This is a genomic window from Tolypothrix campylonemoides VB511288_2 (assembly GCF_045999855.1).
In the GTDB taxonomy this organism is placed as follows: domain Bacteria; phylum Cyanobacteriota; class Cyanobacteriia; order Cyanobacteriales; family Nostocaceae; genus Scytonema; species Scytonema bouteillei_A.
In genome coordinates, this window is sequence record NZ_JBFPMW010000001.1 from 573,980 (window position 1) to 600,959 (window position 26,980).

A 26,980-nucleotide genomic window follows, 5' to 3' on the forward strand; every position below is an offset into this window, starting at 1 on the left:
TAAGATGGGCGTATTGATTTGGATACAAATATTGTTAGTTATATTGGGATCGGTTCAATTGCCCTTCTCTGAAAAAAATTACCTCACACTCGATCGCTTTGGCACAGCCGTACCCGACTTATCGCGTACTCCGTCCGGACAGCAATCTTCTTGAAGGCAATTCCTCATAGGAAATTGCTTTTAATTTTGATGTAAAAGATTCAGAACCCGCCCGTGTTTCTGGAGTAAATTGACCGATAGGGGGATTGTTAGTTGTAACTGGAACTATCTCCTCTGGAGCGGATGGCGAAATCTCTTCCTGTGTCTGTATCAAATCAATAGATATGCTGACTTCATTCGTTTCCACGGGGATCGCCTCAACATCAGATGTCTGTAATGGGAAATCTATCTCAGGCAATGATTCTACGACTTGCTGCGTCGTTTCCTCATATCTTGAAGTGAAAGCCTTACCTGAGGATAGATTGGGAAGTGCAGTCAGGCTTTGAGGAAATTTGCTGCAAATCAAGCGTTCAAATTCCATATTGAAATGGAAAATGGCTTGTCCCCTCCTTTGCCAGCAAGTTAATATTTGCTGCACAGAAATTGCTTTATATCGACCTTGATACAGTGCTTCAATCACAGCTAAGTGCAACCAGTTCCCTGGGTATTGCTTTTGCCAAAGTTCCACAAGCTCAATGGCGCTGTAGCCACTAAGGTCAAAACTATAGTGAATTAATAAGGCTACTGCTAAGTCGGCAGAGGTTTCCGGCGGGTTTGCTGTAAACATCTGGCTATCGACTGCTGGCAATAGACATAGATTTTGCTCCCCTCTCATATAGCCTGTCGTATTTTTAGCTACAGTTTTCTGTGTCAAGAGTTCCCCAGTCAATCAACAGGTGTCTTTTATTCTACTTCCATTATGGGTAGAGAAACGATATAAGGCGAATGAATAGCAGGGGCTGTTCCGATTGCTACCAAAGCCTGGTAAACCATTGCTGCTACTTCAGCTCGTGTTGCTTCTCGATTCCCTTCAATAAGCTTGGGATCGGGAAAATTAACAATAATTTTATTATGTGTTGCCGTCGCAACAACAGTCAAAGCTGCTTTGGGAATGGTATCGCGATCGCTATAATTAACCAAGTCCTCGCTAAATGTTGCCGACAGGGAAAGCCCACTCACTAAGGAAACGATCGCCTGCAATCTCAAGACAGGTTGCTCTGGTCGAAAGGTACGATTGCTAAAGCCACTGACAAAACCGGACTGGGCGGCAACGCGAATAGCATCATAAGCCCAGTACTCTTGTGAAATATCTGTAAATTCGGGAACCTGGCGTTTGGCAACAGGATGAAAAGCAACTGCTACCAAAGCGGCGTACTGAGCGCGAGTCATGAACGCATCTGGTTGGAAAGTACCATCTGGAAAAGGACTTATCAAGTTTTTACTGAACAACCCTTCTACAAAAGCCGTTGCCCAATGCCCAGCCATATCCGGAAAATTTGTATTAAAAAATACTATTTTTTCAGGATTTTCTACTAGTTCTACAAACTCAACCAATCCTTGTACTTCGCTCTCTAACAGATGATTTCCCACGGAAACTAATTTTTTAGAAGTGACATTACGTACATTCACTTGACCATTATTGCGAAAAACATTACCTGCGGGGTCTTGAGTGCTGCCTAAATCGGGAGTTGCCTCACCATTTACTAATAACCCATCTTGAATATTATTTTCTATAATATTGTGACGCAACACGGGATGAGCACTGCGTGAGAATGCCATTCCCGTGCGGTTTTCTGATACTTTGTTATAAGCTACTAAAGGCGCAGCAAAATCGCTAATTGCTATCCCTAAAGCATTTTTTTGCAAAACATTTCGCAACACTTCCCCCTTGCTATAACGTGCCATCACCAAACCACCAGTCGTATTTTGCACAAATACGTTATCCCGAATCGCTGGTTCGGCAGTCTCGCTTACAAACACCCCTTCACGACCGCACTGAGTAAAGGTGTTGTTAGCCAAAGTTGGGGAAGCAGATTCAATCCAAACACCAGTTCCCTTTGCCATGGGATTTGTAAGTGTTACACCTATTAATTGAGCATCAGCCTGTAACAGCAGTGTAATATTCTGCGTACCAAAACTTTGGCTGTGATACTCACCATTTCCGGAAATCAAAATACCTTTACCTTTGGTTGCTTCATTCCCAAGCACCATTACCCCATTTGGAATCACAAGGGGAAATACTTCACCACTTATAGTGCTGTAAGTTCCGGGTGCAAGCTGAATCATTTTAGCTGATGCCGTTGCTTTTAAAGCACGGGTCAGAGTTCGATAGGGGTTTGACCGTGTTCCAGAATTGGCATCATTCCCCATTACTGGGTCAACATAGAGTGTTGCTACAAGGGTAGAGTGAACCATTATCAGTGAACAGTGAACAGTGAATAGTTACAAGTAAACAGTAAACAGGTAACGGTGAACAGTGATAACTTATATCTATAACTGTTTGGGGTGACAGTAGGCGACACCCCAAAATCTATACTTGTCAGATCCCCAGTCCCCAGTTCTTAGCTCCTAATTCTCTACATTAAAGAACTCAGCGCAATTCCACACAAATACTTTGCGCTATTTCCCAATCTCAGGCGGTGCAGGTTCGTTTCAATCCCTAATAGGGATTCGTATAAATTGCCACATTATCAACGATACAGGTCGCGGTAGCGAGTCTGTGTTTCAATCCCTAATAGGGATTCGTATAAATTGCCACACAATGATGTGGGGAATGAACAAAAGAAGAATCTGTGAGTTTCAATCCCTAATAGGGATTCGTATAAATTGCCACCTTCACGCAATTATCTGATTCCCACAACTTACTTTTTGTTTCAATCCCTAATAGGGATTCGTATAAATTGCCACTTGTCTTGCCCAGCGCAAATTTTATTCCTGAGTCAGTTTCAATCCCTAATAGGGATTCGTATAAATTGCCACTAATGAGGTTAAGGAGGAAGAACGCCAATCTTCAAGTTTCAATCCCTAATAGGGATTCGTATAAATTGCCACCCAGCACACGGTCAGTTGTATGCGATCGCTCGTTTCAATCCCTAATAGGGATTCGTATAAATTGCCACTTCGGGCAACCCTACACCAAAACTTTCATTATCACTGGTTTCAATCCCTAATAGGGATTCGTATAAATTGCCACACTAGTTTATAAAAGTTTAATTGACACAAGCAACGTTTCAATCCCTAATAGGGATTCGTATAAATTGCCACCCCTCCCGCCAATGGAATCAATACCAATGGAAGCCTGTTTCAATCCCTAATAGGGATTCGTATAAATTGCCACTACACCGCTTCATTCACACTCTTTTGCGTGTAAACCCGTTTCAATCCCTAATAGGGATTCGTATAAATTGCCACTGCGTTGATTGATGATTGGGTCAACAACTTTTCTGTTTCAATCCCTAATAGGGATTCGTATAAATTGCCACTAGACATCGATCTAGACATAAAAGAAGTTCCTTATGTTTCAATCCCTAATAGGGATTCGTATAAATTGCCACAACTAGTTAAAGTTATAATGCGATCTGATGTCCCGTTTCAATCCCTAATAGGGATTCGTATAAATTGCCACACGCGCTCGTTACACCCTGTGCGTTGAAGTAGTCGGTTTCAATCCCTAATAGGGATTCGTATAAATTGCCACATCCTGAGATGCTTGGGGTTGGGTTGGTTTGTCGTTTAAGTTTCAATCCCTAATAGGGATTCGTATAAATTGCCACGAGTATCTAGCACATCTTGCACCAACGCTTCTACAGGTTTCAATCCCTAATAGGGATTCGTATAAATTGCCACTTGGGGTTCTACTCGCAAGCTTGATGGTTCGCCATTTAGTTTCAATCCCTAATAGGGATTCGTATAAATTGCCACTCTTCTTTCTCAGAGAAACTGCCTTGGTAAGTGCGGTTTCAATCCCTAATAGGGATTCGTATAAATTGCCACTGCTGGCTTTTGAAAGGGTTTTTCTATTTATTTTTCAAGGTGCGGTAGCGCGGATGGGTTTATCGTAACACGATTGAGACTGGTAGTGTCAAGAGAAAATGGCTGAAACCTATACCTAGTAGGGAGCGCGGATGGTTGGAAAGAAAAATTTAGCTGAAACCCTGACGTACTCTGGCATGGAAGGTCTTTTTTGAGTTAAGCGTTTTTGAACACCTACCCATCCGCGCTTTATAAAACATATGTACTATATGCTTTATCTTACTTTTTCAGTTTACTCAACACCAAAGGATGATGAACGCTGTTTTTCTTGACCTTGGTGTATTCCACACTTTATCTCATTAGCTTTTCAAGCTAAGTTTATCCCCTTATTTCGTAAGTCAGTCCTTCTAGTGTCTAACGGTAAGTGCAATCTTTTGCATTAGAAAGACAAATCAACTTATGCACTATGTATTTAGGGCCGATCGCATTCTTGGTATAGGAGTACGGCATAACCAAAGGGTGCGATGCTCAAACTACCTTGCAAGCGCGATTTGCCTTTACAAAGATTTACGATAAATGTAGAGTTAACCTCTTAGTAGCTGATGAGTACATATAGCATTTTGAGCCAAACCCAACGCCAACGAGTGAGTGATGGAGCAATTGTATCTATCTTGAGTGGTTGCGAATCCTCACTTTTGCAGCTGGTGCTAATATTACCACAATTAGGAGATTTCGACAGCCTTGAGTACGCCTGGTGGTTGCGACGAGAAGCCAAACGCCTTCAAGATCGAGGGATAGCCATCCGAGCCGTGGGAATTGGCGATCGCACTTCCGGTGAGCGATTCTGTAGTTATACTGGATTTCCAGCAGATTGTTTGTTTGTCGATCCCACTGCCCAACTACATCAAGCACTCAATCTGTATGAAGGTCTATCCCTCAAAATACCTGGCTTATCACCAGGAGTGAATGCTTGGCTCAACCTAATGTTGATGTGTGCTGGAATTGGTAGCCCCGGTACTCTGGCAGAAGTATTTCGCGGATATAAGGGCGATGCAAGAGCACCTCAGTTAATTGGCGACTTTGAAACCGTTCAAGCTCCCCCATTGCCCCCATTAAAAGGTTCATTCTTCAAATGGGCAGGTGGCAAAGGTTTTCAACGCCCGTTTGAGTTAGCAACTTTACGATTGCGGAATATGGGAGAAGTGCTGTCTAACTGGAAGAAATATGTTCCCAATTCTGCCTATCTTACCCAACGGGGAGCAACTTTTCTGTTTAATGCTCGAGGAGAATTGCTTTACGAACACCGAGACCGCGCTATCCTGGGTTTTGCTGCTGATATGAGCCATCCCCTCTCTTTTCTCCAGAGTCTGCCGGTGAAAGCTGAAGAAAAACTGTAGCAAAAGATTGGTATATTGAGCCAATTTTCCAGTGCGATCGCTCAATGAGTTTTCAAGATGCACTGCGTATTCTGGAAGTCTTGTGAGCGTACTGCTAAAAACTAAAACGGTTGGAGTGCATATTCCTTCAATTTCTCCCACCCCAACCTTTCAGCGGTAGAAAGGGACATGGTTTTTCCATTGCGGAATAATATGTATTCAAATCCAGTCTCATCTGAATTTACATCCGCAATCATTTGATTCCTCAAATCGGCTCCCCAATTTTTCTTTGCTGACTCCCAAAAAAGTTCGCAAGGGCTTTTAAAGTTAGGATTGTTCAAGTACTCATCTTTCCAGTAACGAGAATCCCACCGCTCGCGTATTGCTTGAATAATGCAAGCGTTAGGGTAAAAAGGTTTTTTGTTTTCTTCTAGCCAATGCCAATAGGCAATTGTGGCACGAAGAGCATCCTCAAAACCATCAACACAAGTAAGCAAGGCTTCTTGAACTTCTTCTTGAGAAAAATCCACGCCAATATGTGCCAAAGCATACTTATACTTACTGAAGATTTCGTCTAGAGCTTCGAGTTCAAGAGCATCAAATTTATCAGATCCATCAAATGACTTCAAGCAGATCATTTATACACAGATAGGCACGCGCATATGTAATTATACACCTTTTGGGGCACTTCAAACCTAGTTGAGTGCGCTCAAGGGATTGACTTGACATTACAACCGCTAGATACGCTCCCTCTGACCCTTAAAACTAATTGGTCCCTCACCAGAGTAAGTTATAGTGCCATTAAGAGTTTGTCCGCCATCGTTAGACTGGACATCAATCGCGACGACGTGCTGGTCGGTACGGGAACCAATTACCCATGTACCCCCATCATTCCAAGGAGCTGCATCTCCTCCCCACTGGGTTTCGACTTTATAATCATTATTACTACCAAACTGGGTAGCCCAAAAGCCAATCGGTCCCTCACCAGAGTAAGTTATGGTGCCATTGAGGGTTTGTCCGCCATCGTTAGACTTGATATCAATCGCGACGACGTGCTGGTCAGTACGGGAACCAATCACCCATGTACCCCCATCTTGCCACGGGGCAAACGAACCACCCCATTGATGTGTCACTTGATACCGATTCCCATTGCTCAAGTGAAATACTTGGCTTACAGGTTGAGCAGGCGGATCGTTAGGCGGGTTGAAATACATCTCTATCGCTTGAAATTTTATAACCCAGTCCATCATAAAAACCTTTAGCAAACTCAATCGCTGCACCGTCTTGAATTGGGTTATTCATCCCAATCGCATAATCAATGTATTGGCTGATAGCAACAGCAGGTTTTTCTGAATGACAAGCGTTTAGCAGCACGCATTTCACATAATCCGAGTGCAATTTAAATAAAGATGCCAAACCAGATGGTGCAACTGGCTTATCATTACCCCCATCATCCTCTAAAAGCAAACTGCCATCTTCCAAGCCATGTCCGCAAAAATACACGATAGATGGCTCCTCTTCTGCGATCGCACGGCGAATATCGGCTGCGCGTACAGCTGTTCTTATCTTAATTTCAAATAAATCTCGATTGGTGGCTCGTCGTATCGCTTCTTCTATTGAGCGAATCTCTTCATCCAAACGCAAGCCGTGGGGAATTGCTGCTAGGATTAAGATTTTTTGTGGCTGATGACTTGCTTTTTGGGGAATGTTAGGAAGTGCTTCTATAGGGCGATTTGGAAGTCCTTCAGCAATAGCCCTCAATCTTTCGTTTCCTGGATTTGAATTACGTGCAGCGTGAATTAAATGTTCAACCCAGCCCTGAGCATTTGCTGCTTGTATTAATTTAAAGACAATATTTTGTAAACTTCCTTCCCCTGCAATGGCTCTAAGATTTTTACCATTTAATTCATATGCCAACATTTGCTCTAAAGATGCTGTATCGGGAAAAGCATCAATTAAAGCGTCTTGTAATTCTCTACGTTGTGGACCGGATAAAGCCATATTTATGAATTCCTTATATTTTTTTGTTTAAAGTCCAATAATTCATAGTTGTACTTTTAATTACGAATTACCGAGTGCCTTTATCTGTTTTCATGGATTCACCAAATTCAGGTACATTGTTGGTTTTTAACCATTGCTCGATTAACTCCACTACAACTTGGCTCATTTTCAACCCACGAATTGCACAGGCTGCATGGAATTGTTTCTTGATGTTATCTGGAATACTAATGTGCATAAGCGTCACATGATAATGAATATAAATATTATTGGACAAAATGACAAATGTACAAACCTATATTCTCATAGGTGCAAGCAGAACCAGCTTATGCACTTGACGTATAGTAAGTACTTATCCAATCCTACAAATGTACAAACAATTATTCAAGATAAGTGTTATCAATTCCATGACGATTGCTGTGTAACGCCGCACGGGTGATCGGAACGAGTGTCATCGAGGGCAAGGCAAGACGCTCCTCAACCGCATTGAACGACAAAAGCGAGGTACATCATGCAAAACTCCTTGCTTGTTCTACAGAAGAAAGATGATACCGAGAGCCATCGCAAATATACGATCGTAGGAGGCATGGGAGTGCTCATCTCTCATCTTTGCGATCGCGAATGTGGAATCCGAGTTGACTGATGCAGGAATGAAATTAACGAGTTAGTAAGAACAAAGCGTGTTTTTATGTCAGATCTCTTGGAAAGTTGGGCAATTCACAACAAAGTTCACTACTTGTGTGTTTCTACTACAGCTGCACATCCGCAACTAAATAGATAATAAAAGAGTCAAGATTTCTGAAATTTTTGAAGAGTTAGCGGTGAAAACCCGATACAACCCACAATCGTAAAATGCAGAAAAAATTGTTTTACACGCTCATCTTCCTGGGAATGGGAGCTAACGGTTTTTGTTACCTAGCTTGGTTTTTGTCACCCCCCAATCCCGATAGGATAGGATACTGGTTTTTCATCTATTTCTTAATATTTCCTTATCTTGGCATTTTGGGAATTGCTGCTTTAGTGTTAAAAGACGTACTTAATATCCCTTTAGGTATTGGTATTGCATTGCTGTTATACGTCTCAATTCTCACGATTGTCGCGAATTTTTTTCCGTTAGGGTTAAGCTGGGTGCTGGCTTGGTTGCCCGGTGGGAGCTATGAATTTCTGCACTTCATTCTATTTGCCTTGGTATCGATCTGGTTGATTATCCTTATGCAACAGCAGTAACTGAGAAGAAAAGTAAATTTTCGCACAAAGATTTATAGTATTTTTTGATACAGTTTATGGAGTAACAACTCAAATAGCGATACGATTGTACTCTACGCTCGGCGAGCTTCAGCTTGCTGTTCTGTATAAGTGCCGTTGAGCGTCACTTCCTCTGCTAAATTTTGCCCGTCAATAAACTCTTGCACCAAATACTGTTGATTATCTTGAGTGAAATAAGCTAGCAGTTCTGGAATTTGAGGATGGTCGTGACCTAATTCATCCAAACGCTCTGCTTCGAGTTTAAATAACTCAAATGCTTTGCTAAGAGTCTTAATCCCTTGTGCTTGAGGGCACAATTGCTTAATAACGCACCGCGATCGAGAAGGTTTGTATTCATCGACAGCCAAAAAAGTTTTGCCAAATCCACCTTGCCCAAAGGGTTTGATAGCTCGATATCGTTCTGCCAACAAAAGTTTAGAACCGCAAGTTACGCAAAAGTTAATGTCAGAACGGTTTTTGGTTGGGTCAGGGCAAGTAGGGTTGAGGCAGTAACTCATATGATGTAAATAATGCGATTACTTGTGGTAAAAGTGACTGGAAGCTTGCAAGGCAGTACTCTATAGATAAAATGTATGCACTCATTTTATGAATTCTCAACTCTAAATGCCTAGACCGTATTTGTAACTATTTAGATAGCCTTTTTGATACATATTAAATTCTATGATGGTGCGCCCGCAACTTAATGTGATGGCTGATGGTAAGAGAAGCGATAAGCGAAGCTTAACGACTTAAGCCGTATCGCCTTTACAGGTTAAGCATAAAAAAGCTAGGAATTTTCTGAAGTGTTGGATGATACTCATTATAGGTAAGCAGGAGAAGCAGTATGGATGCATATCTGTAGTTAGCGATAAGCACTCTTTCGGCTTGCGCCTTCATGCGCTCGCATCATTCTCCCAATACTGCCTCAGTATTATGTGCGATCGAAGGAGCTTGAGGTAGATGCAGTATGAAGAGCGATCGCAACAGCAATACCCCAATGGTGCTGTTGCCCGAGAAAGCGTTTGACGATTTTTGGAGCGATCGCTTGAACTGGTTCCGTGCAGGTGTTTGAGTCGAAAGGTTAAAAATGCACTGCCTGCCAAAAGAGCGGAACTAACCTAGCTTTCTCCAAATGCTTCCAACTTCTAGTCTTTTGCGAAGTTCATCGTTTGTGTACGTCACATCAACACCACTTTGAGTTTGGAACGTCCAAACTCCAATGTCATATTTCATAGCGGTTGCTTGTTAAAAAAACAATATGTCAAACAATGACACCCTTAATCACGGACATTAACATGATGTCATTTCTGCATTTCTACAAAGAAAATTAATGAGTTGTTTGCAGCAATGACAAAGCATTTTTATTCTCTCTTATATAGAAAAACAAATCGCACCCCATTTCCCGCAGTTGTCTGCGGTATGCGTATCTGTTTGGCTTCGATTCTGGTATACCGTGCAATTGCAATCAGAATGCAACTGCAATAATTAAGAAGATGCACGCAGATCGATTGCCCTTAGTGCGGTTCTGCGTCTTTTGCGATCGTCAAGATTAATTTTCTGCAAAAGGTTTGTTAACTGATGATGCTGGGACTCACCAAAACGTTTTTATTTGGTGTTATTCAGTAAATATTAATTTTTCTTAACAGCCTTTACAAAGAAGATATGGGGGGCATCAGGAAGATTCCGTAAGGGAAATTGATAAGTAAATCTTCCAAAAGAAGCCCCCTCTTCTCCTGGTTGGATGGCTGATGCATTCCAGCCATAAGCAGCAAAAAAAGATTCAGGATTGTCACAACTAGATAGCCAATATTTAGCCCAATCATCAGAGCCATTGCAAATAGCTGTATTGATGACATCAACACCTAAATAACTTCCAGCTACAGATAAATTTTGGATGTTTGTTAGGAGATTTTCCACTTCTGTTGGGTTGAGATAATAAAGAAACCCTTCTAATACCCAGATAGACGGTTCTGAAGGTCGATAGCCTTCCTCAAGCAGCATTTGTACCCAAAGTGACTCCTTTAAATCAGCGCAAATTGAGTGGCGATTGCAATTAGGAATAATCCCGCTTAAAACCGATTCTTTATAGAGCAGTACATCTGGTTTATCGATTTCATAGACATGAGTTTCGCTTTGCCAATTCAAACGAAATGCTCTTGTATCCATTCCCGCACCCAAAAAAACGATTTGTTGGATATGTTTCGAGTAGTTATTCAGAAAATCATCAAAAAAACGAGTCCGAACTGACGTAAATGGTCTCCCTTGTTTTTCATATTCTTCTAAGCGGGGAATGGCAGCTTCAATGGCTTCTTGACCTGCTAACTGTGCAGCTATTGGGTCGATAAATAAAGCATCGGGTCTTTGGCTTTCGATCGCCCGACCTGCAGCGATGACTTTAGCGGTAAAACTTACGTTCCCAACTGTTTCTTCAGACATTTTATTTCTAAGACTGGTTAGTTTTCTCAGGCATTCTAGCGTATTTGCGGTCAGCCAGTACGATTTGTGTTAAATACATTGACGTTAAAAAACGTAAAATTTAGTTCTTGTGATTGCAATGAACCTTTAGCACCCAAGCGAATCGCTCATTACCTCAAGGAGCGCTCCTGAGGTGCGGCTTCGTGCCAAAGCGAGCGAAGACTCTCTCCCAACAAAAATCCCCTAGCAGTAGTAGGACTAGGGGAATCATCATACTTGTCTATCTGACCTATTTTAAAGCTCTTGGCAGATTTTGGTGATGTATTGAAGGTTAAGCCCTTTAAGGCAGAGGACATTTATGAGGGAGAAGGAAGAAGGTATATAAAAACCCTGCGTTGTAAATCCTGGGTATGTGGAACCCAACTACGTAACCAATCTGGTGCGACAGTGGTGACCGCGTTTAATGCAGCACGTAAGATTTCGGCTACGTTTTCAAGGCGATTCAAATTCCGAAATGATAATCAAGTGGGAGGGGGAGAGGCAAGCGATGCGTCAACACAGCCGAGGGGTCAACATCGCCGTTCAAAATATGCTCCACCAACTTGGGAATATACTTTAGACCAAACATCTGACCCATCCTGAAGGTCAAGGCTTTGTTCATGGCTGCGCCCATCGGCAATTTATCCACAAAGCCGCCATAAACTCCCATGATGGCTAAGGTAACACCTTTGCGACACGCCATCATTTGCCTTAGTGCATGCGGGCGATCGGTTTCTAACCGTACAACTTGTTTCGCTTTGTCATAAAATCCCTCTAGACCCAAACCGTGAGATTCCATGCCCACGGCATCCATGACTGAATCGGGACCGCGTCCGCCCGTCATTTCTTTGAGGGCTTCACCCACATTGACTTTTTCAAAGTTGAGCGTTTCTGCCCCACCCTTTTCTGCCATCTCCAGGCGATCGGGAATGGATTGACGACGCGATCGCCCACCTTAATCCCCTTGACTTCACTACCGACTTCAACAACTTCTCCCATAAACTCATGTCTGAGAATGTCGCCCTGCTCCATTGTGGGAATGAATCCATCATAGAGGTGTAAATCAGAGCCACAAATTGCGGTTGACGTAATTTTGATCGCGGCATCGCGTGGGTTAATAATTTTGGGATCGGGGGCTGTGTCAACTCCCACTTTATTAGCCCCTTACCAGCAAACTGCTCTCACAGTTTTTTCCTCTCTTGCTTAATTTGCCTATGTTCTATGGCACTTTATTGAAACTCTAGAGGGAAAATCTAAGGATTTTCTGAGGAAATCATGGCGAATTTGCGAAAGTTACGTTCCTTACTTGGCTGCATCTTGGCGAGCGCGTTCTAAAAGGAGTTGTTGATGATCGGCGATCGCATCCTGGTGAGCCTGTTCACCTGTACTTCCCGCCTGACGCGAATCCAATTCACTGAAGGCATCCAGGCGACCATACAAGAGCACCACATCGTTGGGACGGATAAAGGTTGTTCCTCTCGGTGCGCCAAGGTATGCTCCATCAGGGCGGAGAATCCCCAACACTATAATCCCCTCTTGACGGAGGTTGGTTTCCCGCAGCGGTCTGTCAGCAATCCAATCTCCTGCATCCACTTGCAGTTCCATCACCGCATAGCCATCCGATAGGTGCAGCAGGCTGGCATAATCTCGCACATCCAGGCGAGTCCAGCGGCGCAACGCCCATTGCATCCAATGGGAGAGGAAATGCTTGATCCAACGGTTAATTGCTACGATCCAAAGAATTGCTATTCCTAGCACCAGCAGCACGAGACGAGGCAGCCAATTGCTGAGCTTAGCTGCGCTGATGAATGTAAGGACTAAGGAGGAAATCACCGTAATCAATCCGGCATTCGCCAGCAACATCAACCACATGAGGATACGTCGCCGCACGGGATGGGTAACCACCTGTTCTGATTCGCTGGTGGTAAAGCCCGAACCCGTAATCGCTGAATGTGCCTGAAATTCAGCCGTCTCACGAGATAGCCCAGTCAGGATCAGGGCTTCGGCAGCAATACGCATGATTAACAACGACAGGGTAACGGCAAGTAGAAGTGACACAAGTGCTTTCAACCCTAATACCTCCGATTTCGGTTAACGCTGTTAGTCCATGAACACCTCATCGACATAGCACCACATCCAATCCTCCCCTGGTTCAAACGACTGAATGATGGGATGATGCGTCGCAAGAAAATGCCGTGTGGCATGTTTGTTCTTAGATTCATCGCAGCAACCAACATGACCACAGGTTAAGCACACACGCAGGTGTACCCAAGGGTCTCCCAGCATCAGACACTCTCTACACCCTCTTGTGCTGGGTGTCACTCTCCGAATTTGATTGAGATGTGTGCATTGTATTACCATGTCATCCTCCTATCGATTCTGTAATCCCCAGTTCATTTAACTGGAAGCCAGGTACTCATGAACGAACTGCACTGCCATTGCCCCTTCTCCGACGGCAGAAGCCACCCGCTTGATGGAACCCAGCCGCACGTCTCCCGCTGCAAAAATGCCGGGAAGACTGGTCTCCAGCAGAAAGGGTTGGCGACGCAGCGTCCACTCGCCTGACTCCATCACTCGCAGACCTGTCTTGACAAACCCGTTGCGATCGCACTGAATGGCTTCTGGCAACCATTTCGTATGCGGCACAGCACCGATAAAGACAAAGATTGCCAAACATTTAATCGTGTCAGCTTGTCCGGTTTGACTGCAAAACACCTCAACGGCTTCGAGCCACTTGTTGCCGTACATTTTGCAGATTTCGGTGTAGCATTGCACTTCGATGTTGGGCGTTTGCTCAATCCGCTGCACCAGGTAATGAGACATGGTTTTTCCCAGATCACCGCCCCGAATTAGCAAAAAGACTTTTTGAGTCTGTTCGGAGAGGAAAACTGCCGCCTGACCCGCAGAATTGCCGCCACCCACGACGACCACCTGGGCATCCTGGCACAGCAGAGCTTCCACCGTTGTCGCTGCGTAGTAAATGCCGGAGCCTTCAAAGCGATCGTAGCCCTCAACGGCAAGTTTGCGATAGGACGCACCCGCGCAGATTAGAATGCATTTAGCAGAGATTTCTTCGCCGCTCTCTAGTCGCAGCGCGTAGTACCCAGTTTCACGGCTCAGTTGAACTACTTCCGCTGGTGCCGTTAATATAGCCCCAAATTTCTCAGCCTGGATCGCGGCTCGATTTGCCAGATCGCTACCGGAAAGACCCGTTGGAAAGCCCATGTAATTCTCGATTTTGGAACTGCTGCCCGCCTGCCCACCCGGACCCATTTTGTCCAATACGAGGGTTTTCAAGCCCTCCGATGCGCCGTAAATCGCTGCCGCCAACCCCGCCGGACCCGCGCCCACGACTACCAAATCATAGATGGTGTGTTCGATCGGTTTTTTAATGCCGAGGCAGTCAGCCAACTCAGCCATCGAAGGATTTTTCAGTAGCTTATCGTTGCCGCAAATCACAACTGGGGTTTCATCTTCACTGATCCTGAACTGTGTCAGCAGTGTGTCAACTTGAGGATCGTTTTCCAGATCGATCCAGGTAAAGGGAACCTTATTTTTCGCCAGAAACTCGCGAATTCGATGAGTTTCAGGGGAATAGCGTGAACCGACCACCCTGACGGCTACAAAGCCGGATTCCTCAAGCAACTGACAGCGCATCAGAAATGCCCGGAGTAAGACATCACTCAGTCGTGGCATTTCATTCAAAATCCGTCGTAGATCGTCTGCTGCAATCTCATACACCTTACAGTTGGAGTGGGCGATCGCCCTAACAACAGCCGGTCTACCTGTCAAAATATCCACATCCCCCGTAAACTCCCCCGGCTCGTGGATTGTGACGATCCGATCGTGACCAGAGGAACGATCGACGATCGCAACTTCACCACGCTTGATCGCGAAGAATTGGTAATTTGGTGTGCCTTCCGCAAACAGTGTCTCGCCTGCCTGAAATGCTTTAAGTTTGGCGAATTTGCCCAATGCCACGATCTGTTCATCGTCGAGTTTGGGAAACGCGATCGGGTGATGCTCTAATGCCATGATTGAAATCCTCGTTCTTGATCGCGATACAATTGACGACACCTTTCCCCACTTGCCGCCAAACACAAACTTCCGCTGCGGCTTACGCTGTCTTGGTGTCAGATCTTGCTCTCTAAGCGACTCCGGCAACTGAGTTGCATCTCCCAAATACCCAATCGCCAGCGCGAGTGACTTCCATCATGGTGTTTAATACGATCGCGGGTACACCTTTCTTCGGATCATAGTCTTTGCCGTGCCCGTGCGCCTCAAAGCCGACGCAATCGACTGCACAATCGACCTCCGGCACACCGAGAATTTGTTCGATTTGTTCGACGATCAAGGCATCTTTGGAGATATCAACCGTTTCACAGCCGATACTTCTAGCATGAGCTAAGCGAGCTGGGTTGCCTGCTCCAACAATCACGACAGCCGCTCCCAATAGCTGTGCTGATGCGGCGGCTGCCAGACCAACCGGACCTGCACCAGCAATGTATACCGTTGAGCCACTTGTGACTCCTGCGGTCACACAACCGTGATAACCCGTGGGCAAGATGTCAGTCAGGCAGGTCAGATCCGGGATCTTTTCCATTGCTTGAGCCTTGTTTGGGAATTTCAGGAGATTGAAATCGGCGTAGGGAACCATGACATACTCTGCTTGACCGCCAATCCATCTACCCATATTAACATATCCATAGGCACCACCGGGGCGATCCGGGTTCACGTTCAGGCACACATCGGTATGACGTTCCTCGCAGTTGCGGCAGCGTCCACACGCCACGTTAAATGGCACAGAAACTAGATCCCCGTGCTGAATAAATTGAACATCGCTCCCACATTCGATCACCTCACCCGTGATCTCATGACCCAGCACCATGCCAATCGGCGCTGTAGTACGTCCTCTTACCATATGCTGGTCGCTGCCACAAATATTGGTGGAAACAATCTTGAGAATGACGCCGTGATTGCATTTGTTGCCGCGCGGATCAACGAGTTTGGGAAAGTCGATAGTTTGCACCTCGACCTTCCCAGAACCCATATAAACCACTCCACGATTGCTTGACATGATTTGTTTCTCCTGATTTCAGACAATGCAAAATTAAAAATGGGAACCCCAGGCTGGCAGCCACTTTTAATTTTTAATTCATTCTTGTTTGTTAGTGGACAAGACCCGCACGCAGTGCTCGAATTGCTGCCGAGTGCGGTTATGAACGCAGAGTTTCTTCAAAATATTGCGAACATGACTTTTCACCGTACCCGTAGTAATGTGAAGCTTCTGGGCGATCGCCAGGTTGTTGAGACCGTCAATAATCAGTTGCAACACCTCTCGCTCCCGTTCAGTTAACGGCTCAACGTTAATGATTTGCTTGTACTCTGGCTCGATCGCTCGAATGGCGATCGTCTTAGCAGAATGGTTGATGATGCCCTCACAATGAAAGGGTTGAGATTGCTGAAGTAGCCTAGCAACTTCTTGAGCAACATCAATGAACGCACCGTTCAAAGCAAAGTTGCAGTCTGATTGAGGCAGTCTAGAAAACGACCGATCGTGACGTTTATATTTTGTTGTGTTGTTCAGGAGATGTTTTTCATCGGTGGTTTCAAGCAACCTATCTGGTTGGTTTTGCAATGCAATTGCAACGACCTTCCAGATGAAGAGAGAGCCAAAATCAATTGGAGCCGCAGATTTTAACTGCTCGAAATCATCTTGTTGGCTTAATAATAAAGGTAATGTCATAGAAGTATCCTCAGTGATGATTGACACCCTAGAGGGAAAATCTAAGGGCTTTCTGAGGAAATTATAGTGAATTCGCAGGAGTTGTTGAGTCGCGATCGCATCTTAATGAGCCTGTTCAACTACACTCCTCATCTATCTCACAAAAAATTCCGAGTTTATTTAAAATGAAAGCCGTGTAGCTTTCGCATTTTGGATTTTATAAGCACTTAACCAGACACGATATTGGTAGTAACCTATCTTTAGAACCAAGAGTAGAACAGAGTTGTAGCCTGGTGATGCTAATCGCTCAGAATCGCCTCACAATTTCCTTAAATTATTGATCTTTTATAGGTAGTTACTTCAATGGTTTATAGTCTTTTCTTTTATGAGAGGCGGTACAGTGCTGTTACAGACGATGATGGTGACCTCTGCATCAAAGCGCATCTTGTTAATTGACGACGAACCTGATGTGCAATGGGTAGTGCAAACCTGCTTGGAAAAAATAGCCCAATGGACTGTCATTACCGCGACATCGGCAGAAGAAGCGTTACTCAAGGCGAGCGCTGAACAACCAGATGCGATCCTGCTGGACATTATGATGCCAAAAATGGATGGCTATATGTTTCTGGATGCACTGTGGGCTAAGCCGGAAATGCAGTTTATACCTGTGGTGTTTTTGACTGCACAGGCTGGATTACTCGAACCCCATCATTATGAAACACTAGGAGTTAAAGGAATCATAGCCAAACCCTTTGACCCGCTGACATTGCACCGGGCGATCGCATCTGCTTTGAATTGGGAGCTAGACACCTAGTAAATAGGGTTGTGTCACAAGTACGACACAACCCCCATTGTTTATTCTTAACACCAGTTCGATCGCCCAGCTTTCTGTGGGCGAAGGACAGGGAAAACTGAGCTATTAAGGACGCTGTGCGTCGCGCGGCACCCCTTTATCGAATTCACGTATTCTTAAGTGAGATGAGCCTAGTCCGGCTGCAACATCACTTTGATGCATTAGTCTTTCTTGTGCTTGAACATCTCAAAGCCCTGTTTTGTTTCAGTTAGAGGCAAGCGATGCGTCAACACAGCCGAGGGGTCAACATCGCCGTTCAAAATATGCTCCACCAACTTGGGAATATACTTTAGACCAAACATCTGACCCATCCTGAAGGTCAAGGCTTTGTTCATGGCTGCGCCCATCGGCAATTTATCCACAAAGCCGCCATAAACTCCCATGATGGCTAAGGTAACACCTTTGCGACACGCCATCATTTGCCTTAGCACATGTGGGCGATCGGTTTCTAAACATATGGCTTGTTTGGCTTTGTCATACAGCCCCTCTGGACCTTTGCCGTGGGCTTCCATGCCGACTGCATCAATACAGGCATCCGGACCTATTCCTCCCGTCATTTCCTTGAGCGCTTCGAGGACATCCACTTCTTCGTAGTTGACGATCTCGGCTTTGGCGAAGTCCTTTGCCAGTTGCAGGCGTTCCGGGAAGCGAGCGATACCAATGACACGCTCTGCGCCCAGTAGGTAGGCACTTTTCATTGCAAATTGTCCCACTGGACCACAGCCCCAAACCGCGTACTTGTATGAGATGAACTGGGGCTAAATTATTTAGTAGCAATACGCTCAAACCGTTCTGTAGACTTGCTCAAAGGGCAGTACACCCAATATTTAAAGTGGCAAAGATTTCAAAGAGTATTCTCTGACTTATGCAGTGAAAATCGGTTTATTCGTGAAATCATATATAGGAAACGTAAAGAACACAGGTATTAGCAAATTACCACAGACTGTGAAAATTTACCTGGTAACTCTACTTGGTATGTTATGAGTAAATACCCAGACATTACTCCCAGAGAAGTTGGGAATTTTTACGGTTTAAGAACCTGGGTGGAATATGGCTTAAAGCAAAGTAAAAATGAATTAGGTTGGGCAGATTATCGTTTTACTCGCTATGAAGATATTGAACGATGGTGGGAGATTGTATGTAGTGCCTACCTGATGGTTAGTCTTCATTCAGAACAAATGCGTCCTTCTCCCCCAGAACCTCAATCAGAGTTCGCTTCTCATCCTGGGTGGGATAATGGTAAAGGTTGGAAGAATATTCTCAATAATCTCCGTCTCATCCTTCAACCTTTTACCCTATTTAATTTAATTCAGCCTTGGCTTTCAGTTTTTCCTATTCCTCATTTATCTTTAGGATTTGCTAAACTACAATCCATCGTTTATAGACTAACTTCTCCAGTTTTTATATTTCTATCTCACCCTTAATTCTATTTTTCCTCCGCCTAAAGTGACATAACAGGGTTAAGGATGGGAAACTTTCCTTTAACTTGAGGTAGGAGCCAGCCAGAGGGCTAAGTTTCGCACATAGGCTTTAATATGTTCAAGGGCTTGTGGGTTTTGCTTCATCCCATCTCCAGGGGGTTCGGTTACAAAGCTAGGTGCGCCCATATCAACATCCCAATTGTAGTCGGCGAAATGGTGGAAGCTTGATTCAGCGATCGCACGTCCTAAAATATTTCCTTGTTCATCCTGGGTACTTTCAAAAGCAATTACTAAGTTAAAGTCCCGACCGGAGACTGAGCTTGTACCCAAGGCAATTACTCGTGCATTCTTCTCGTTTGCAGGCACACCTACGGCTCCTTCATGGGGATGAGCCGGAAAGAATTCAATCTCCTCAGAAGGTGATGTAGGATTCTTGAGTAAGTCATGAATAGGTTCTATAGGAGTAATTTTCTCGTAGTCACCATTTAACCCAGAATGGAAGTTGGGCCAGGAAATATACTGAGTGTAGCTGTCATCAGGGTAGTGGTGCGAGGGATCGGGATCGGGATTCTTACTGTGAAAGTAATGCGCTGCGCCGACACCACCAAGATTGCAAACCGAACAACCTACATCCTGATGGTCACGGCTGACCAATAAACCGCCGCCGCGCTGACGGAAGGCACTAATGCTCTGACACTCCTGTGGAGTTATGCCATCCCCTACATCCACAGCAAACAGCCACAGTTCATCAAAATCTGAATTATCTAGCGTACTTAAAACTGGATCGTTTTTTTCAGCAGTATTTTCTCGATCCCTTGCTGTTACTTGGTACAGGGGTTCCCCAGTGTCACTTTTTAACGAAGCTAAATAGTCCTTTAGCAAAGAGAATCGCCCAATATACCAATCATCTTCATTGGTGGGAATTGTTGTCTGTAACAGAATTTGAATCGGTTTAGTCATGATCTCACTCTCCAGGGTTCTTCTTGCAGCATGAGCTAATTACTAGATCAACGTGGGAATTGTAGCGAGATAATCTAAGCAAAAAATGAGGACATTTAAAGAGCAATGCTTTTGTGAAAGCAGAGATAAGTGTTTCTAAACATAATTTAGTATCAGTATCTGCTCAGATTTTCCTTAGATTTGCCAACTAACGTTAGGGCAGATTCGTTAAGAAGATAAGGAAATGGGAAAAATTGGACAAATCCTAGATTCAGGCTTGATTAACTGATTCGTCTTTGTAGAAAGGTATAAGACCTATGGTTAACAAAATTGTAACTACATTTGAACAAGACCATAACCGACCAGAAACAAAAGATTTTTATTGGAAATATTTTTTCTATAGTCTAGTTTGGCTGACGGTGCTAATGCTGGGATATGGAGGATTGGGATGGACTCTCTGGCTCAATCGCCATTTTTCGACGATTGCAATACCAATGTTCATTTTGGCAATTGCCGCAGTCCGTGCATGCATACTCACTGGCTTTCCCGTCTGGGCGGGATTGTTATCTCTCACATTCGGTTCTGCATGGATTCTAACTGGAGCATCGATATCAAGCGGATTCCTCGGCTGGGCAATAGCGATCGCTCTATCCTGGATTGGCATTTTTACCCTGGATATGGCATTAGACCAGTCCGTCGAAAATTTGCTGGAAATAGAGTTTAGCCGAACTGAGGTTTTCCTGATTCTAACAGCTATCTGCGCTATTGGTGCTATTGCGGGATGGATACTCCCAATTTTTCTCACTTGAATACAGGGGATGTTATGGAACTGGGAATGATAGGACTAGGACGAATGGGAGCTAACATGGCACACCGTCTAACCCAGGCTGGACATACCATCATTGGCTACACTCGTCAGCCACAAAAAGCAGAGGTGCTGGTTCAGGAAGGAGCGATCGCCCGTGGTGTAACATTATTCGTTGAACTCATCGAAGCACTCACGCCACCCCGCACCGTCTGGCTGATGCTACCCGCCGCGACAGTAGATGCTACCCTACAGACTCTCATGCCGTTTCTAGACGCTGACGACATTATCATCGGGGATGGCATACCTGAGACTTACTAAAAATGGAAACTCTCATGCCGTTTCTAGACGCTGACGACATTATCATTGATGGTGGCAATTCTCACTACATTGATGACATTCGTCGTGCAGATCAATTAAAAGTCAAAGGAATTGAATACATTGATTGTGGAACTAGCGGTGGCATTTGGGGGGCAGAACGCGGCTACTGTCTCATGATTGGTGGTGCATTGGCGGTGGTGAAATATCTTGACCCCATTTTTGCAGCGCTAGCTCCTAGTGTATCAGCTGCACCGCACACCCCTGGTCGTGAGTTAATGGGGGGAACGGCTGAACAGGGCTATTTGCATTGTGGCTCTCACGGTGCAGGGCACTTTGTCAAAATGGTTCACAACGGCATTGAATACGGCATCATGGCAGCTTATGCCGAAGGGTTGAACATTCTTCACCATGCTAATATTGGGAAACAATTGCATCAAGTCGATGCAGAAACGGCTCCCTTGCGAAATCCGGAATTCTACCAATACGACTTTAATCTCGCAGATATAGCAGAGGTGTGGCGCAGGGGGAGCGTGATTAGTTCTTGGTTACTTGATTTAATCGCGATCGCCCTTCTCAAAGACCCCGACTTAGCCAATTTCGAGGGGCGCGTACCTGACTCTGGAGAAGGTCGATGGACACTAATGGCAGCCATTGAAGAAGGAGTTCCTGTTCCCGTCCTTAGTACAGCCCTCTACACACGATTTAGCTCTCGCGGTCAATCAGACTTTGCCAATAAACTCATTTCTGCGTTGCGCTACGAGTTCGGTGGGCATCTGGAACAATGACGCGGGGATTTTAATCAGCTTTCTTCCCCTCTGCTCCCCTTTCCCCCCTATCCCCAGAGGGGGCCCCGAGTCCCCCCTGCTTCCCCTCTCCGCGTCGATATGGAGGTTAATCATGGCAGCTTTACTCTCCGATGCCCTGGTATTTTTTGGGATCACAAGTGATTTAGCCTACAAAAAAATCTTTCCTGCCTTACAGGCGATGATTCAGCGCGGTCATTTTGACATTCCAATTATTGGAGTGGGTAGGCGAGATTGGAGCATCGAACAATTACAATCTTATGTGCGTAAGAGCCTAGAGGAACAGGCCAGAGTTGATGAGGTAGCTTTCCAGAAACTATGTTCATTACTTTACTATATTTGTGGTGATTATAGCGATCGCGCCACCTATGATAAATTATGCCAGGTACTCCAAATAGCTGAAGCTCCTCTGTATTACTTAGCCATTCCTCCCAGTTTGTTTGCGACGGTTGTCGAAGGGTTAGGTCAATCAAGTTGTGTAAAGAATGGTCGTGTTATGGTAGAAAAACCCTTTGGACGCGATCTAAAATCGGCTAAAATACTGAACTGCATTCTGCACTCTATCTTTCCCGAAAGTCATATTTTTCGGATTGACCATTACTTGGGAAAAGAACCAGTCCAAAACCTTCTCTACACTCGCTTCGCCAATTCATTACTCGAACCGATTTGGCATCGCGTCAGTATTGCCAGCATCCAAATCACGATGGCTGAAAAATTTGGCATCGATGGACGGGGACAGTTTTATGAAGAGACAGGCGCTATTCGGGATGTGGTGCAAAATCATCTACTTCAGGTGACGGCGTGTTTAATGATTGATCCGCCCATCAACGAGCAGCATGAAGCCATCCGAGATGAAAGAGCGCGATTGCTCAAATCCATAGATCCAATCGAACCCTCAAATGTAGTGCGCGGGCAGTACAAGGGCTATCGCCAGGAACCTGGTGTAGCTCCTGATTCCAAGGTCGAAACCTTCGCAGCGGTTAAGCTCAACATTGATACTTGGCGCTGGGCTAGCGTTCCGATTTATATTCGTGCAGGCAAATGTTTACCGAGTACAACTACTGAAGTTGTGGTCAGGCTCAAGCGTCCGCCGCAGGATGTTTTTGGCGAGCGTGCCTTTGGATTAGCAAATTATTTTTACTTTCGTCTTAGTCCAAATGTGCTGACTGCGATCGGCATTCGCTCTAAAACCCCAGGCGACGGAATGGTGGGTAGCGAAGTCGGACTAGTCGCTCAAGTCGAGCATGGCAATGAAATGAATCCCTACGAGCGGCTTTTTGAAGATGCCATGAAAGGCGACTCCATGTTGTTTGCTCGCCAAGATGAGGTAGAAGCACAGTGGCAAATTGTCGCTCCTATTCTAGATCAAGCAACCCCTGTTTACGAATACGCACCCCATAGCTGGGGGCCTCCTTTGGCGGATCATATGATTCCCCCAGATGGCGGTTGGCATAATCTTAATGAGACGTGATACCATTGTACCGCGTTTTACTGTACGACGATGGTTTAATCGGAAATATCCAAGAGAGCCAACCAAATCTTATTAGCTATGTCGAGTAAACTTCCTCACCAAGTGGGGCAACTTCGGAGGGTTTCCCCCGTTGAGCGAACTGGCGTAACTGAGAAAGGTTAAAGGGAAGTTATTTGTTTTTCCCCTTACAATTTTGCCTTGTCCCAATCCCCAATCATCATAATTTCCTCAGAAAGTTCTTAGATTTCTTCTTTATAGTGTGAACAGAATTCAGCACTGGCAATGATAGCAACGCTGTTTCAGCGACTGACAAAACCCAGTCTAATGCAAAATTCTAAACACCCAAGTATAGATCATCAGGAGACTTAAAATTATGACACTCGTTCGTTGGGAACCTTTCCGAGAAGTTGAAAGTTTGCAGCGGCAGTTAAACCGCTTGTTTGATGAGATAGCACCGACAGGTCGTAGAGAAGAAGAAGGCATTGCCTTTATTCCCTCTGCAGAGATTCAAGAAACCCCCGATGCGGTTCATCTCAAGGTAGAAATTCCCGGTGTAGACCCCAAAGACCTAGATGTGCAGGTATCGCCAGAGGCAGTGTCTATTTCCGGTGAGCGGAAATCAGAAATCAAAACGGAAGAAAGAGGCATCACCCGCACCGAATTCCGCTATGGCAGGTTTCAGCGCGTAATTCCGTTGCCTACCCGTGTCCAGCACGATCGGGTGCAAGCAGAATACAAAGATGGCATTCTCAAGCTGAGGCTGCCCAAGGCTGAAGAAGATAGGAACAAGGTTGTGAAAGTAAACTTAGGTGACGGGCACAGAGGCAACGGGCAAGGGCAGTGACGCAATGTTTTCCAAAGCACTCCCTTAAGAGCAGGAGGTGACAACATGATTACAACAGCAACAGGCGAACTTAGCCTCCCAGTTAGCGATGCCTTCGGCACACCTGAAGGTGAACGCGACCATATCCGAGGGCCAAAAAACGCACCCGTCACCCTCGTGGAATACGGCGACTATGAGTGCCCCTATTGCGGTCGTGCCCATTTCATCGTCAAAGAACTCCAGCAGTTGACCGGGGATCTCATGCGCTTTGTCTACCGACACTTCCCGTTAACTAGCATACATCCCCACGCCGAGCAGGCAGCAGAAGCAGCAGAGGCAGCTGGGGCGCAAGGTAAGTTCTGGGAGATGCACAACCATCTCTTTGAACATCAACAGGCGCTCGATCGCAAACATCTAATAGAATATGCCGCTAACCTCGGTCTTGATGTGCCTCGGTTGAGTCACGAACTCGCCGAGCACGCCCACGTAGCCAAGATACGCGAAGACTTACTCAGCGGAATCCAGAGCGGGGTCAACGGCACGCCGACTTTTTTCATCAACGGTGTGCGCCACGATGGCTCTTACGACCTCCGCGCATTGTTAGCCGCAATTGAAAACGCAGCTGAATCCTGAGTGCTAAGGAGCCAGAGAGCAGAAGGTTCAAGGATAGATTCTTCCCTCTGACAAAAGGTCACAAGCCCACGCCAGTTTGCTCAAGTCGGGAAATCCTTACTTTCAGAAGCCGTTGTTAAATCCCCTAAATTTATTTATGGGGTTTCCCCTTCTGCCCTCTGCCTTCTTAATACCATTTATTCAACTTGTCCTAAATCCAGACTCTTAATTTTTTATCTTAATCTTTGAAGGAGGTTGCTGACGATGGCAAAAATCGTTGGTATTGATTTAGGAACTACCAACTCCTGTATAGCTGTAATAGAGGGCGGACAACCCGTCGTTATTCCGAACACAGAAGGTGGTCGCACAACTCCGTCTGTGGTTGCCTACACCAAGAAGGGCGAAAAACTTGTCGGGCAAATTGCCAAGCGCCAGGGTGTAATGAACCCAGAAAACACTTTTTATTCTGTGAAGCGGTTCATCGGGCGCAGGTATGATGAAGTCACCCAAGAGGCAAAACAAGTTACTTACAAAGTAGTACGTGACAGTAATGGCAATGTCAAGCTACACTGTCCCGCTCTGAACAAGGAATTTTCACCCGAAGAAATCGCGGCTGAGGTAGTCCGCAAGCTAATAGATGATGCCAGCACATATCTGGGGGAACCAGTGAGGCAAGCGGTAATTACCACCCCTGCCTATTTCAATGACTCTCAACGGCAGGCTACCAAAGATGCCGGTAGAATTGCCGGGATTGAAGTTCTGCGAATTATCAACGAGCCAACGGCGGCTGCCCTCGCCTACGGACTTGACAAAAAAACCAATGAAACCATCCTAGTCTTTGACTTAGGTGGTGGAACGTTTGACGTGTCTATCCTAGAAGTGGGTGATGGTGTGTTTGAAGTGAAAGCTACCAGTGGCGACACCCACTTGGGCGGTGATGACTTTGATAAGAGAATTGTAGACTGGCTAGCAACCGAATTCCAGCGTAACGAAGGCATCGACCTCCGTAAAGACAAACAAGCCCTGCAACGCCTCACCGAAGCAGCAGAAAAAGCCAAAATTGAACTGTCAGGCGCAACACAGACGAACATTAACTTACCTTTTATTACCGCAACCCCGGAAGGCCCGAAACATCTAGATATGACCTTAACGCGGGTACAGTTCGAGCAAATGTGCGCCGACTTGTTCGATCGCAGCCGCATTCCTGTCGAACAAGCTCTGCGCGATGCTAAACTGAGTCCCGCAAATATTGACGAAGTCATCCTAGTGGGTGGTGCAACTCGAATGCCAGCTGTCCAGCAACTGGTACGGCAGATAATAGGCAAAGACCCACACCAGGGTGTCAACCCGGATGAAGTCGTAGCAGTGGGTGCAGCAATTCAGGCGGGTGTGCTTGGGGGTGAGGTAAAAGACGTACTGCTCCTAGATGTCACGCCGTTGTCGCTGGGTGTTGAAACTCTAGGTGGTGTGACGACCAAGATTATTCCGCGCAATACCACTGTCCCAGTGAAGAAGTCTGAGGTGTTCTCAACGGCGGCTGACGCACAAACAAACGTAGAAATCCATGTTCTGCAAGGTGAACGCGAAATGGCATCCGACAACAAGAGCCTGGGAACCTTCCGACTAGATGGGATTCCTCCAGCTCCCAGAGGTATGCCACAGATCGAAGTTACTTTTGACATTGATGCTAACGGGATTCTGTCAGCAACTGCCAGAGAAAAAGCCACAGGTAAAGAACAGTCTATTAGCATCACAGGTGCGTCCACCCTGGACAAATCTGAAGTAGAACGGATGGTGAAAGAAGCCGAGCGCAATGCGGAAGAAGACCGTAGGCGGCGCGAACAAATTGATACCAAAAACATGGCAGATTCTGTTGCCTATCAAGCCGAGAAACAACTTCAGGATTTGGGCGACAAAGTGCCACCAGCAGACAAGTCCCGCGTGGAAGGCTTAATTCGAGACTTGCGTCAGGCAATTGAGCAGAACAACATCGATCGCATGAAGTCTCTCACCAACGAAATTCAACAAGCCCTGATGCAAATCGGCACTGCGGTTTACTCACAAGCAGGTGCATCTCCAAACGGTGGTACTTCTACAGACCGTCAAGGCGGCGGTGAAGATGTCATCGATGCAGACTTTGTGGAACAAAAGTAACAAGACGCAGCGAGCAGTCCGTTGCTTTG

Annotated in this window: 24 protein-coding genes, 4 pseudogenes and 1 CRISPR repeat array; of the genes and pseudogenes, 12 read left to right on the plus strand and 16 right to left on the minus strand. The window is 45.5% G+C overall.

Annotated features, from left to right (window positions below; all coding sequences use genetic code 11):
* Positions 1–118 precede the first annotated feature (118 nt).
* Positions 119–814: a hypothetical protein gene (locus tag AB0756_RS02475; protein WP_038082067.1), complete on the minus strand. Its 696-nt coding sequence runs from the start codon at positions 812–814 to the stop codon at positions 119–121.
* Between the two features lie 68 nt (positions 815–882).
* A complete protein-coding gene (locus AB0756_RS02480) occupies positions 883–2,394 on the minus strand; it encodes a DUF1565 domain-containing protein (protein ID WP_038082068.1) in 1,512 nt (503 codons plus the stop codon).
* A 234-nt stretch (positions 2,395–2,628) separates the two neighbouring features.
* Positions 2,629–3,972: direct repeats of the CRISPR family, unit length 37 nt; unit sequence GTTTCAATCCCTAATAGGGATTCGTATAAATTGCCAC.
* A 581-nt stretch (positions 3,973–4,553) separates the two neighbouring features.
* On the opposite strand from AB0756_RS02480, the gene AB0756_RS02485 reads away from it, so the two are divergent.
* Entirely contained in the window at positions 4,554–5,348 is a 795-nt protein-coding gene (locus tag AB0756_RS02485; RefSeq protein ID WP_038081778.1) for a peroxiredoxin-like family protein, read from the plus strand.
* 101 nt (positions 5,349–5,449) lie between these two features.
* Here the strand turns inward: AB0756_RS02485 and AB0756_RS02490 are convergent, their stop codons facing one another.
* From AB0756_RS02490 to AB0756_RS02505, 4 genes are all read right to left on the minus strand, one after another.
* Positions 5,450–5,965: a hypothetical protein gene (locus AB0756_RS02490; protein ID WP_038081775.1), complete on the minus strand. Its 516-nt coding sequence runs from the start codon at positions 5,963–5,965 to the stop codon at positions 5,450–5,452.
* A 99-nt stretch (positions 5,966–6,064) separates the two neighbouring features.
* Complete coding sequence (locus tag AB0756_RS02495; protein WP_162002196.1) at positions 6,065–6,541, minus strand: lectin OAA family protein; 477 nt, start codon at positions 6,539–6,541, stop codon at positions 6,065–6,067.
* Positions 6,522–7,328: an effector-associated domain EAD1-containing protein gene (locus AB0756_RS02500; protein WP_082051847.1), complete on the minus strand. Its 807-nt coding sequence runs from the start codon at positions 7,326–7,328 to the stop codon at positions 6,522–6,524. The genes AB0756_RS02495 and AB0756_RS02500 overlap by 20 nt, the downstream gene beginning before the upstream one ends.
* 67 nt (positions 7,329–7,395) lie before the next feature.
* Positions 7,396–7,563 (minus strand): plasmid partition protein ParG, encoded by a 168-nt coding sequence (locus AB0756_RS02505; RefSeq protein WP_137986535.1) that lies wholly within the window; start codon positions 7,561–7,563, stop codon positions 7,396–7,398.
* A gap of 273 nt (positions 7,564–7,836) precedes the next feature.
* On the opposite strand from AB0756_RS02505, the gene AB0756_RS02510 reads away from it, so the two are divergent.
* Together AB0756_RS02510 and AB0756_RS02515 are read left to right on the plus strand one after the other, a co-directional pair.
* Positions 7,837–7,968, plus strand: coding sequence for a hypothetical protein (locus AB0756_RS02510; protein WP_272900096.1), 132 nt, complete (start codon positions 7,837–7,839; stop codon positions 7,966–7,968).
* Positions 7,969–8,177: 209 nt separating this feature from the next.
* On the plus strand, positions 8,178–8,552 hold the full coding sequence (locus AB0756_RS02515; protein WP_038081773.1) for a hypothetical protein: 375 nt from the start codon (positions 8,178–8,180) through the stop codon (positions 8,550–8,552).
* A 113-nt stretch (positions 8,553–8,665) separates the two neighbouring features.
* Here the strand turns inward: AB0756_RS02515 and AB0756_RS02520 are convergent.
* The 8 genes and pseudogenes from AB0756_RS02520 to AB0756_RS02555 all read right to left on the minus strand — a co-directional run.
* A pseudogene (locus AB0756_RS02520) lies at positions 8,666–9,088 on the minus strand (4-Cys prefix domain-containing protein); the annotation flags it as partial.
* Between the two features lie 1,111 nt (positions 9,089–10,199).
* Entirely contained in the window at positions 10,200–11,006 is an 807-nt protein-coding gene (locus AB0756_RS02525) for a class I SAM-dependent methyltransferase (RefSeq protein WP_038081770.1), read from the minus strand.
* A 481-nt stretch (positions 11,007–11,487) separates the two neighbouring features.
* Positions 11,488–12,176, minus strand: a pseudogene (locus tag AB0756_RS02530) (alcohol dehydrogenase catalytic domain-containing protein).
* Between the two features lie 150 nt (positions 12,177–12,326).
* Positions 12,327–12,929, minus strand: coding sequence for a TrkA C-terminal domain-containing protein (locus AB0756_RS02535; protein WP_237266017.1), 603 nt, complete (start codon positions 12,927–12,929; stop codon positions 12,327–12,329).
* Between the two features lie 195 nt (positions 12,930–13,124).
* A complete protein-coding gene (locus AB0756_RS02540) occupies positions 13,125–13,385 on the minus strand; it encodes a UBP-type zinc finger domain-containing protein (protein ID WP_071589172.1) in 261 nt (86 codons plus the stop codon).
* Positions 13,386–13,421: 36 nt separating this feature from the next.
* Complete coding sequence (locus tag AB0756_RS02545) at positions 13,422–15,059, minus strand: cyclic nucleotide-binding domain-containing thioredoxin-disulfide reductase (protein ID WP_038081766.1); 1,638 nt, start codon at positions 15,057–15,059, stop codon at positions 13,422–13,424.
* Between the two features lie 112 nt (positions 15,060–15,171).
* A complete protein-coding gene (locus tag AB0756_RS02550) occupies positions 15,172–16,101 on the minus strand; it encodes an alcohol dehydrogenase catalytic domain-containing protein (protein WP_237266016.1) in 930 nt (309 codons plus the stop codon).
* 78 nt (positions 16,102–16,179) lie between these two features.
* Positions 16,180–16,770 (minus strand): helix-turn-helix domain-containing protein, encoded by a 591-nt coding sequence (locus AB0756_RS02555; RefSeq protein WP_050046480.1) that lies wholly within the window; start codon positions 16,768–16,770, stop codon positions 16,180–16,182.
* A gap of 364 nt (positions 16,771–17,134) precedes the next feature.
* Here AB0756_RS02555 and AB0756_RS02560 point away from each other — a divergent pair, with 364 nt between their 5' ends.
* Positions 17,135–17,563: a response regulator gene (locus tag AB0756_RS02560; protein ID WP_137986537.1), complete on the plus strand. Its 429-nt coding sequence runs from the start codon at positions 17,135–17,137 to the stop codon at positions 17,561–17,563.
* 200 nt (positions 17,564–17,763) lie between these two features.
* On the opposite strand, the pseudogene AB0756_RS02565 reads toward AB0756_RS02560, so the two are convergent.
* Positions 17,764–18,336: pseudogene (locus tag AB0756_RS02565) on the minus strand (zinc-binding dehydrogenase); the annotation flags it as partial.
* A gap of 12 nt (positions 18,337–18,348) precedes the next feature.
* Here AB0756_RS02565 and AB0756_RS02570 point away from each other — a divergent pair.
* Positions 18,349–19,026 (plus strand): annotated as a pseudogene (locus tag AB0756_RS02570) (IS701 family transposase); the annotation flags it as partial.
* Between the two features lie 57 nt (positions 19,027–19,083).
* Here the strand turns inward: AB0756_RS02570 and AB0756_RS02575 are convergent.
* Positions 19,084–19,983: a hypothetical protein gene (locus AB0756_RS02575; protein WP_038081762.1), complete on the minus strand. Its 900-nt coding sequence runs from the start codon at positions 19,981–19,983 to the stop codon at positions 19,084–19,086.
* A 296-nt stretch (positions 19,984–20,279) separates the two neighbouring features.
* Between AB0756_RS02575 and AB0756_RS02580 the strand changes: the two genes are divergently transcribed.
* From AB0756_RS02580 to dnaK, 7 genes are all read left to right on the plus strand, one after another.
* On the plus strand, positions 20,280–20,771 hold the full coding sequence (locus AB0756_RS02580) for a hypothetical protein (RefSeq protein WP_038081761.1): 492 nt from the start codon (positions 20,280–20,282) through the stop codon (positions 20,769–20,771).
* 14 nt (positions 20,772–20,785) lie between these two features.
* Positions 20,786–21,088, plus strand: coding sequence for an NAD(P)-binding domain-containing protein (locus AB0756_RS02585; RefSeq protein WP_408103977.1), 303 nt, complete (start codon positions 20,786–20,788; stop codon positions 21,086–21,088).
* A 2-nt stretch (positions 21,089–21,090) separates the two neighbouring features.
* Positions 21,091–21,873: a phosphogluconate dehydrogenase (NAD(+)-dependent, decarboxylating) gene (gene gnd / locus AB0756_RS02590; protein WP_237266014.1), complete on the plus strand. Its 783-nt coding sequence runs from the start codon at positions 21,091–21,093 to the stop codon at positions 21,871–21,873.
* 112 nt (positions 21,874–21,985) lie between these two features.
* Positions 21,986–23,362 carry a glucose-6-phosphate dehydrogenase gene (gene zwf / locus AB0756_RS02595; protein ID WP_050046481.1) on the plus strand — a complete coding sequence of 459 codons (1,377 nt, stop codon included), beginning with the start codon at positions 21,986–21,988 and terminating at the stop codon, positions 23,360–23,362.
* Positions 23,363–23,735: 373 nt separating this feature from the next.
* Positions 23,736–24,206, plus strand: coding sequence for an Hsp20/alpha crystallin family protein (locus AB0756_RS02600; RefSeq protein ID WP_038092487.1), 471 nt, complete (start codon positions 23,736–23,738; stop codon positions 24,204–24,206).
* A 45-nt stretch (positions 24,207–24,251) separates the two neighbouring features.
* Positions 24,252–24,818 carry a DsbA family protein gene (locus tag AB0756_RS02605; protein WP_038092484.1) on the plus strand — a complete coding sequence of 189 codons (567 nt, stop codon included), beginning with the start codon at positions 24,252–24,254 and terminating at the stop codon, positions 24,816–24,818.
* 243 nt (positions 24,819–25,061) lie between these two features.
* Positions 25,062–26,951 (plus strand): molecular chaperone DnaK, encoded by a 1,890-nt coding sequence (gene dnaK, locus AB0756_RS02610; RefSeq protein WP_038092481.1) that lies wholly within the window; start codon positions 25,062–25,064, stop codon positions 26,949–26,951.
* Positions 26,952–26,980: the final 29 nt, after the last annotated feature.

Bases quoted from the DNA above. Each gene is read 5' to 3' on its own strand.
- AB0756_RS02550 (WP_237266016.1), bottom strand. From the start codon at position 16,101: ATGTCAAGCAATCGTGGAGTGGTTTATATGGGTTCTGGGAAGGTCGAG.
- AB0756_RS02515 (WP_038081773.1), top strand. From the start codon at position 8,178: ATGCAGAAAAAATTGTTTTACACGCTCATCTTCCTGGGAATGGGAGCT.
- zwf (WP_050046481.1), top strand. From the start codon at position 21,986: ATGGCAGCTTTACTCTCCGATGCCCTGGTATTTTTTGGGATCACAAGT.
- AB0756_RS02540 (WP_071589172.1), bottom strand. From the start codon at position 13,385: ATGGTAATACAATGCACACATCTCAATCAAATTCGGAGAGTGACACCC.
- AB0756_RS02580 (WP_038081761.1), top strand. From the start codon at position 20,280: ATGGTTAACAAAATTGTAACTACATTTGAACAAGACCATAACCGACCA.
- AB0756_RS02485 (WP_038081778.1), top strand. From the start codon at position 4,554: ATGAGTACATATAGCATTTTGAGCCAAACCCAACGCCAACGAGTGAGT.
- AB0756_RS02545 (WP_038081766.1), bottom strand. From the start codon at position 15,059: ATGGCATTAGAGCATCACCCGATCGCGTTTCCCAAACTCGACGATGAA.
- AB0756_RS02560 (WP_137986537.1), top strand. From the start codon at position 17,135: ATGAGAGGCGGTACAGTGCTGTTACAGACGATGATGGTGACCTCTGCA.
- AB0756_RS02575 (WP_038081762.1), bottom strand. From the start codon at position 19,983: ATGACTAAACCGATTCAAATTCTGTTACAGACAACAATTCCCACCAAT.
- gnd (WP_237266014.1), top strand. From the start codon at position 21,091: ATGGAAACTCTCATGCCGTTTCTAGACGCTGACGACATTATCATTGAT.
- AB0756_RS02585 (WP_408103977.1), top strand. From the start codon at position 20,786: ATGGAACTGGGAATGATAGGACTAGGACGAATGGGAGCTAACATGGCA.
- AB0756_RS02495 (WP_162002196.1), bottom strand. From the start codon at position 6,541: ATGTATTTCAACCCGCCTAACGATCCGCCTGCTCAACCTGTAAGCCAA.
- AB0756_RS02605 (WP_038092484.1), top strand. From the start codon at position 24,252: ATGATTACAACAGCAACAGGCGAACTTAGCCTCCCAGTTAGCGATGCC.
- AB0756_RS02600 (WP_038092487.1), top strand. From the start codon at position 23,736: ATGACACTCGTTCGTTGGGAACCTTTCCGAGAAGTTGAAAGTTTGCAG.
- AB0756_RS02480 (WP_038082068.1), bottom strand. From the start codon at position 2,394: ATGGTTCACTCTACCCTTGTAGCAACACTCTATGTTGACCCAGTAATG.
- AB0756_RS02500 (WP_082051847.1), bottom strand. From the start codon at position 7,328: ATGGCTTTATCCGGTCCACAACGTAGAGAATTACAAGACGCTTTAATT.
- dnaK (WP_038092481.1), top strand. From the start codon at position 25,062: ATGGCAAAAATCGTTGGTATTGATTTAGGAACTACCAACTCCTGTATA.
- AB0756_RS02510 (WP_272900096.1), top strand. From the start codon at position 7,837: ATGCAAAACTCCTTGCTTGTTCTACAGAAGAAAGATGATACCGAGAGC.
- AB0756_RS02505 (WP_137986535.1), bottom strand. From the start codon at position 7,563: ATGCACATTAGTATTCCAGATAACATCAAGAAACAATTCCATGCAGCC.
- AB0756_RS02490 (WP_038081775.1), bottom strand. From the start codon at position 5,965: ATGATCTGCTTGAAGTCATTTGATGGATCTGATAAATTTGATGCTCTT.
- AB0756_RS02555 (WP_050046480.1), bottom strand. From the start codon at position 16,770: ATGACATTACCTTTATTATTAAGCCAACAAGATGATTTCGAGCAGTTA.
- AB0756_RS02475 (WP_038082067.1), bottom strand. From the start codon at position 814: ATGAGAGGGGAGCAAAATCTATGTCTATTGCCAGCAGTCGATAGCCAG.
- AB0756_RS02525 (WP_038081770.1), bottom strand. From the start codon at position 11,006: ATGTCTGAAGAAACAGTTGGGAACGTAAGTTTTACCGCTAAAGTCATC.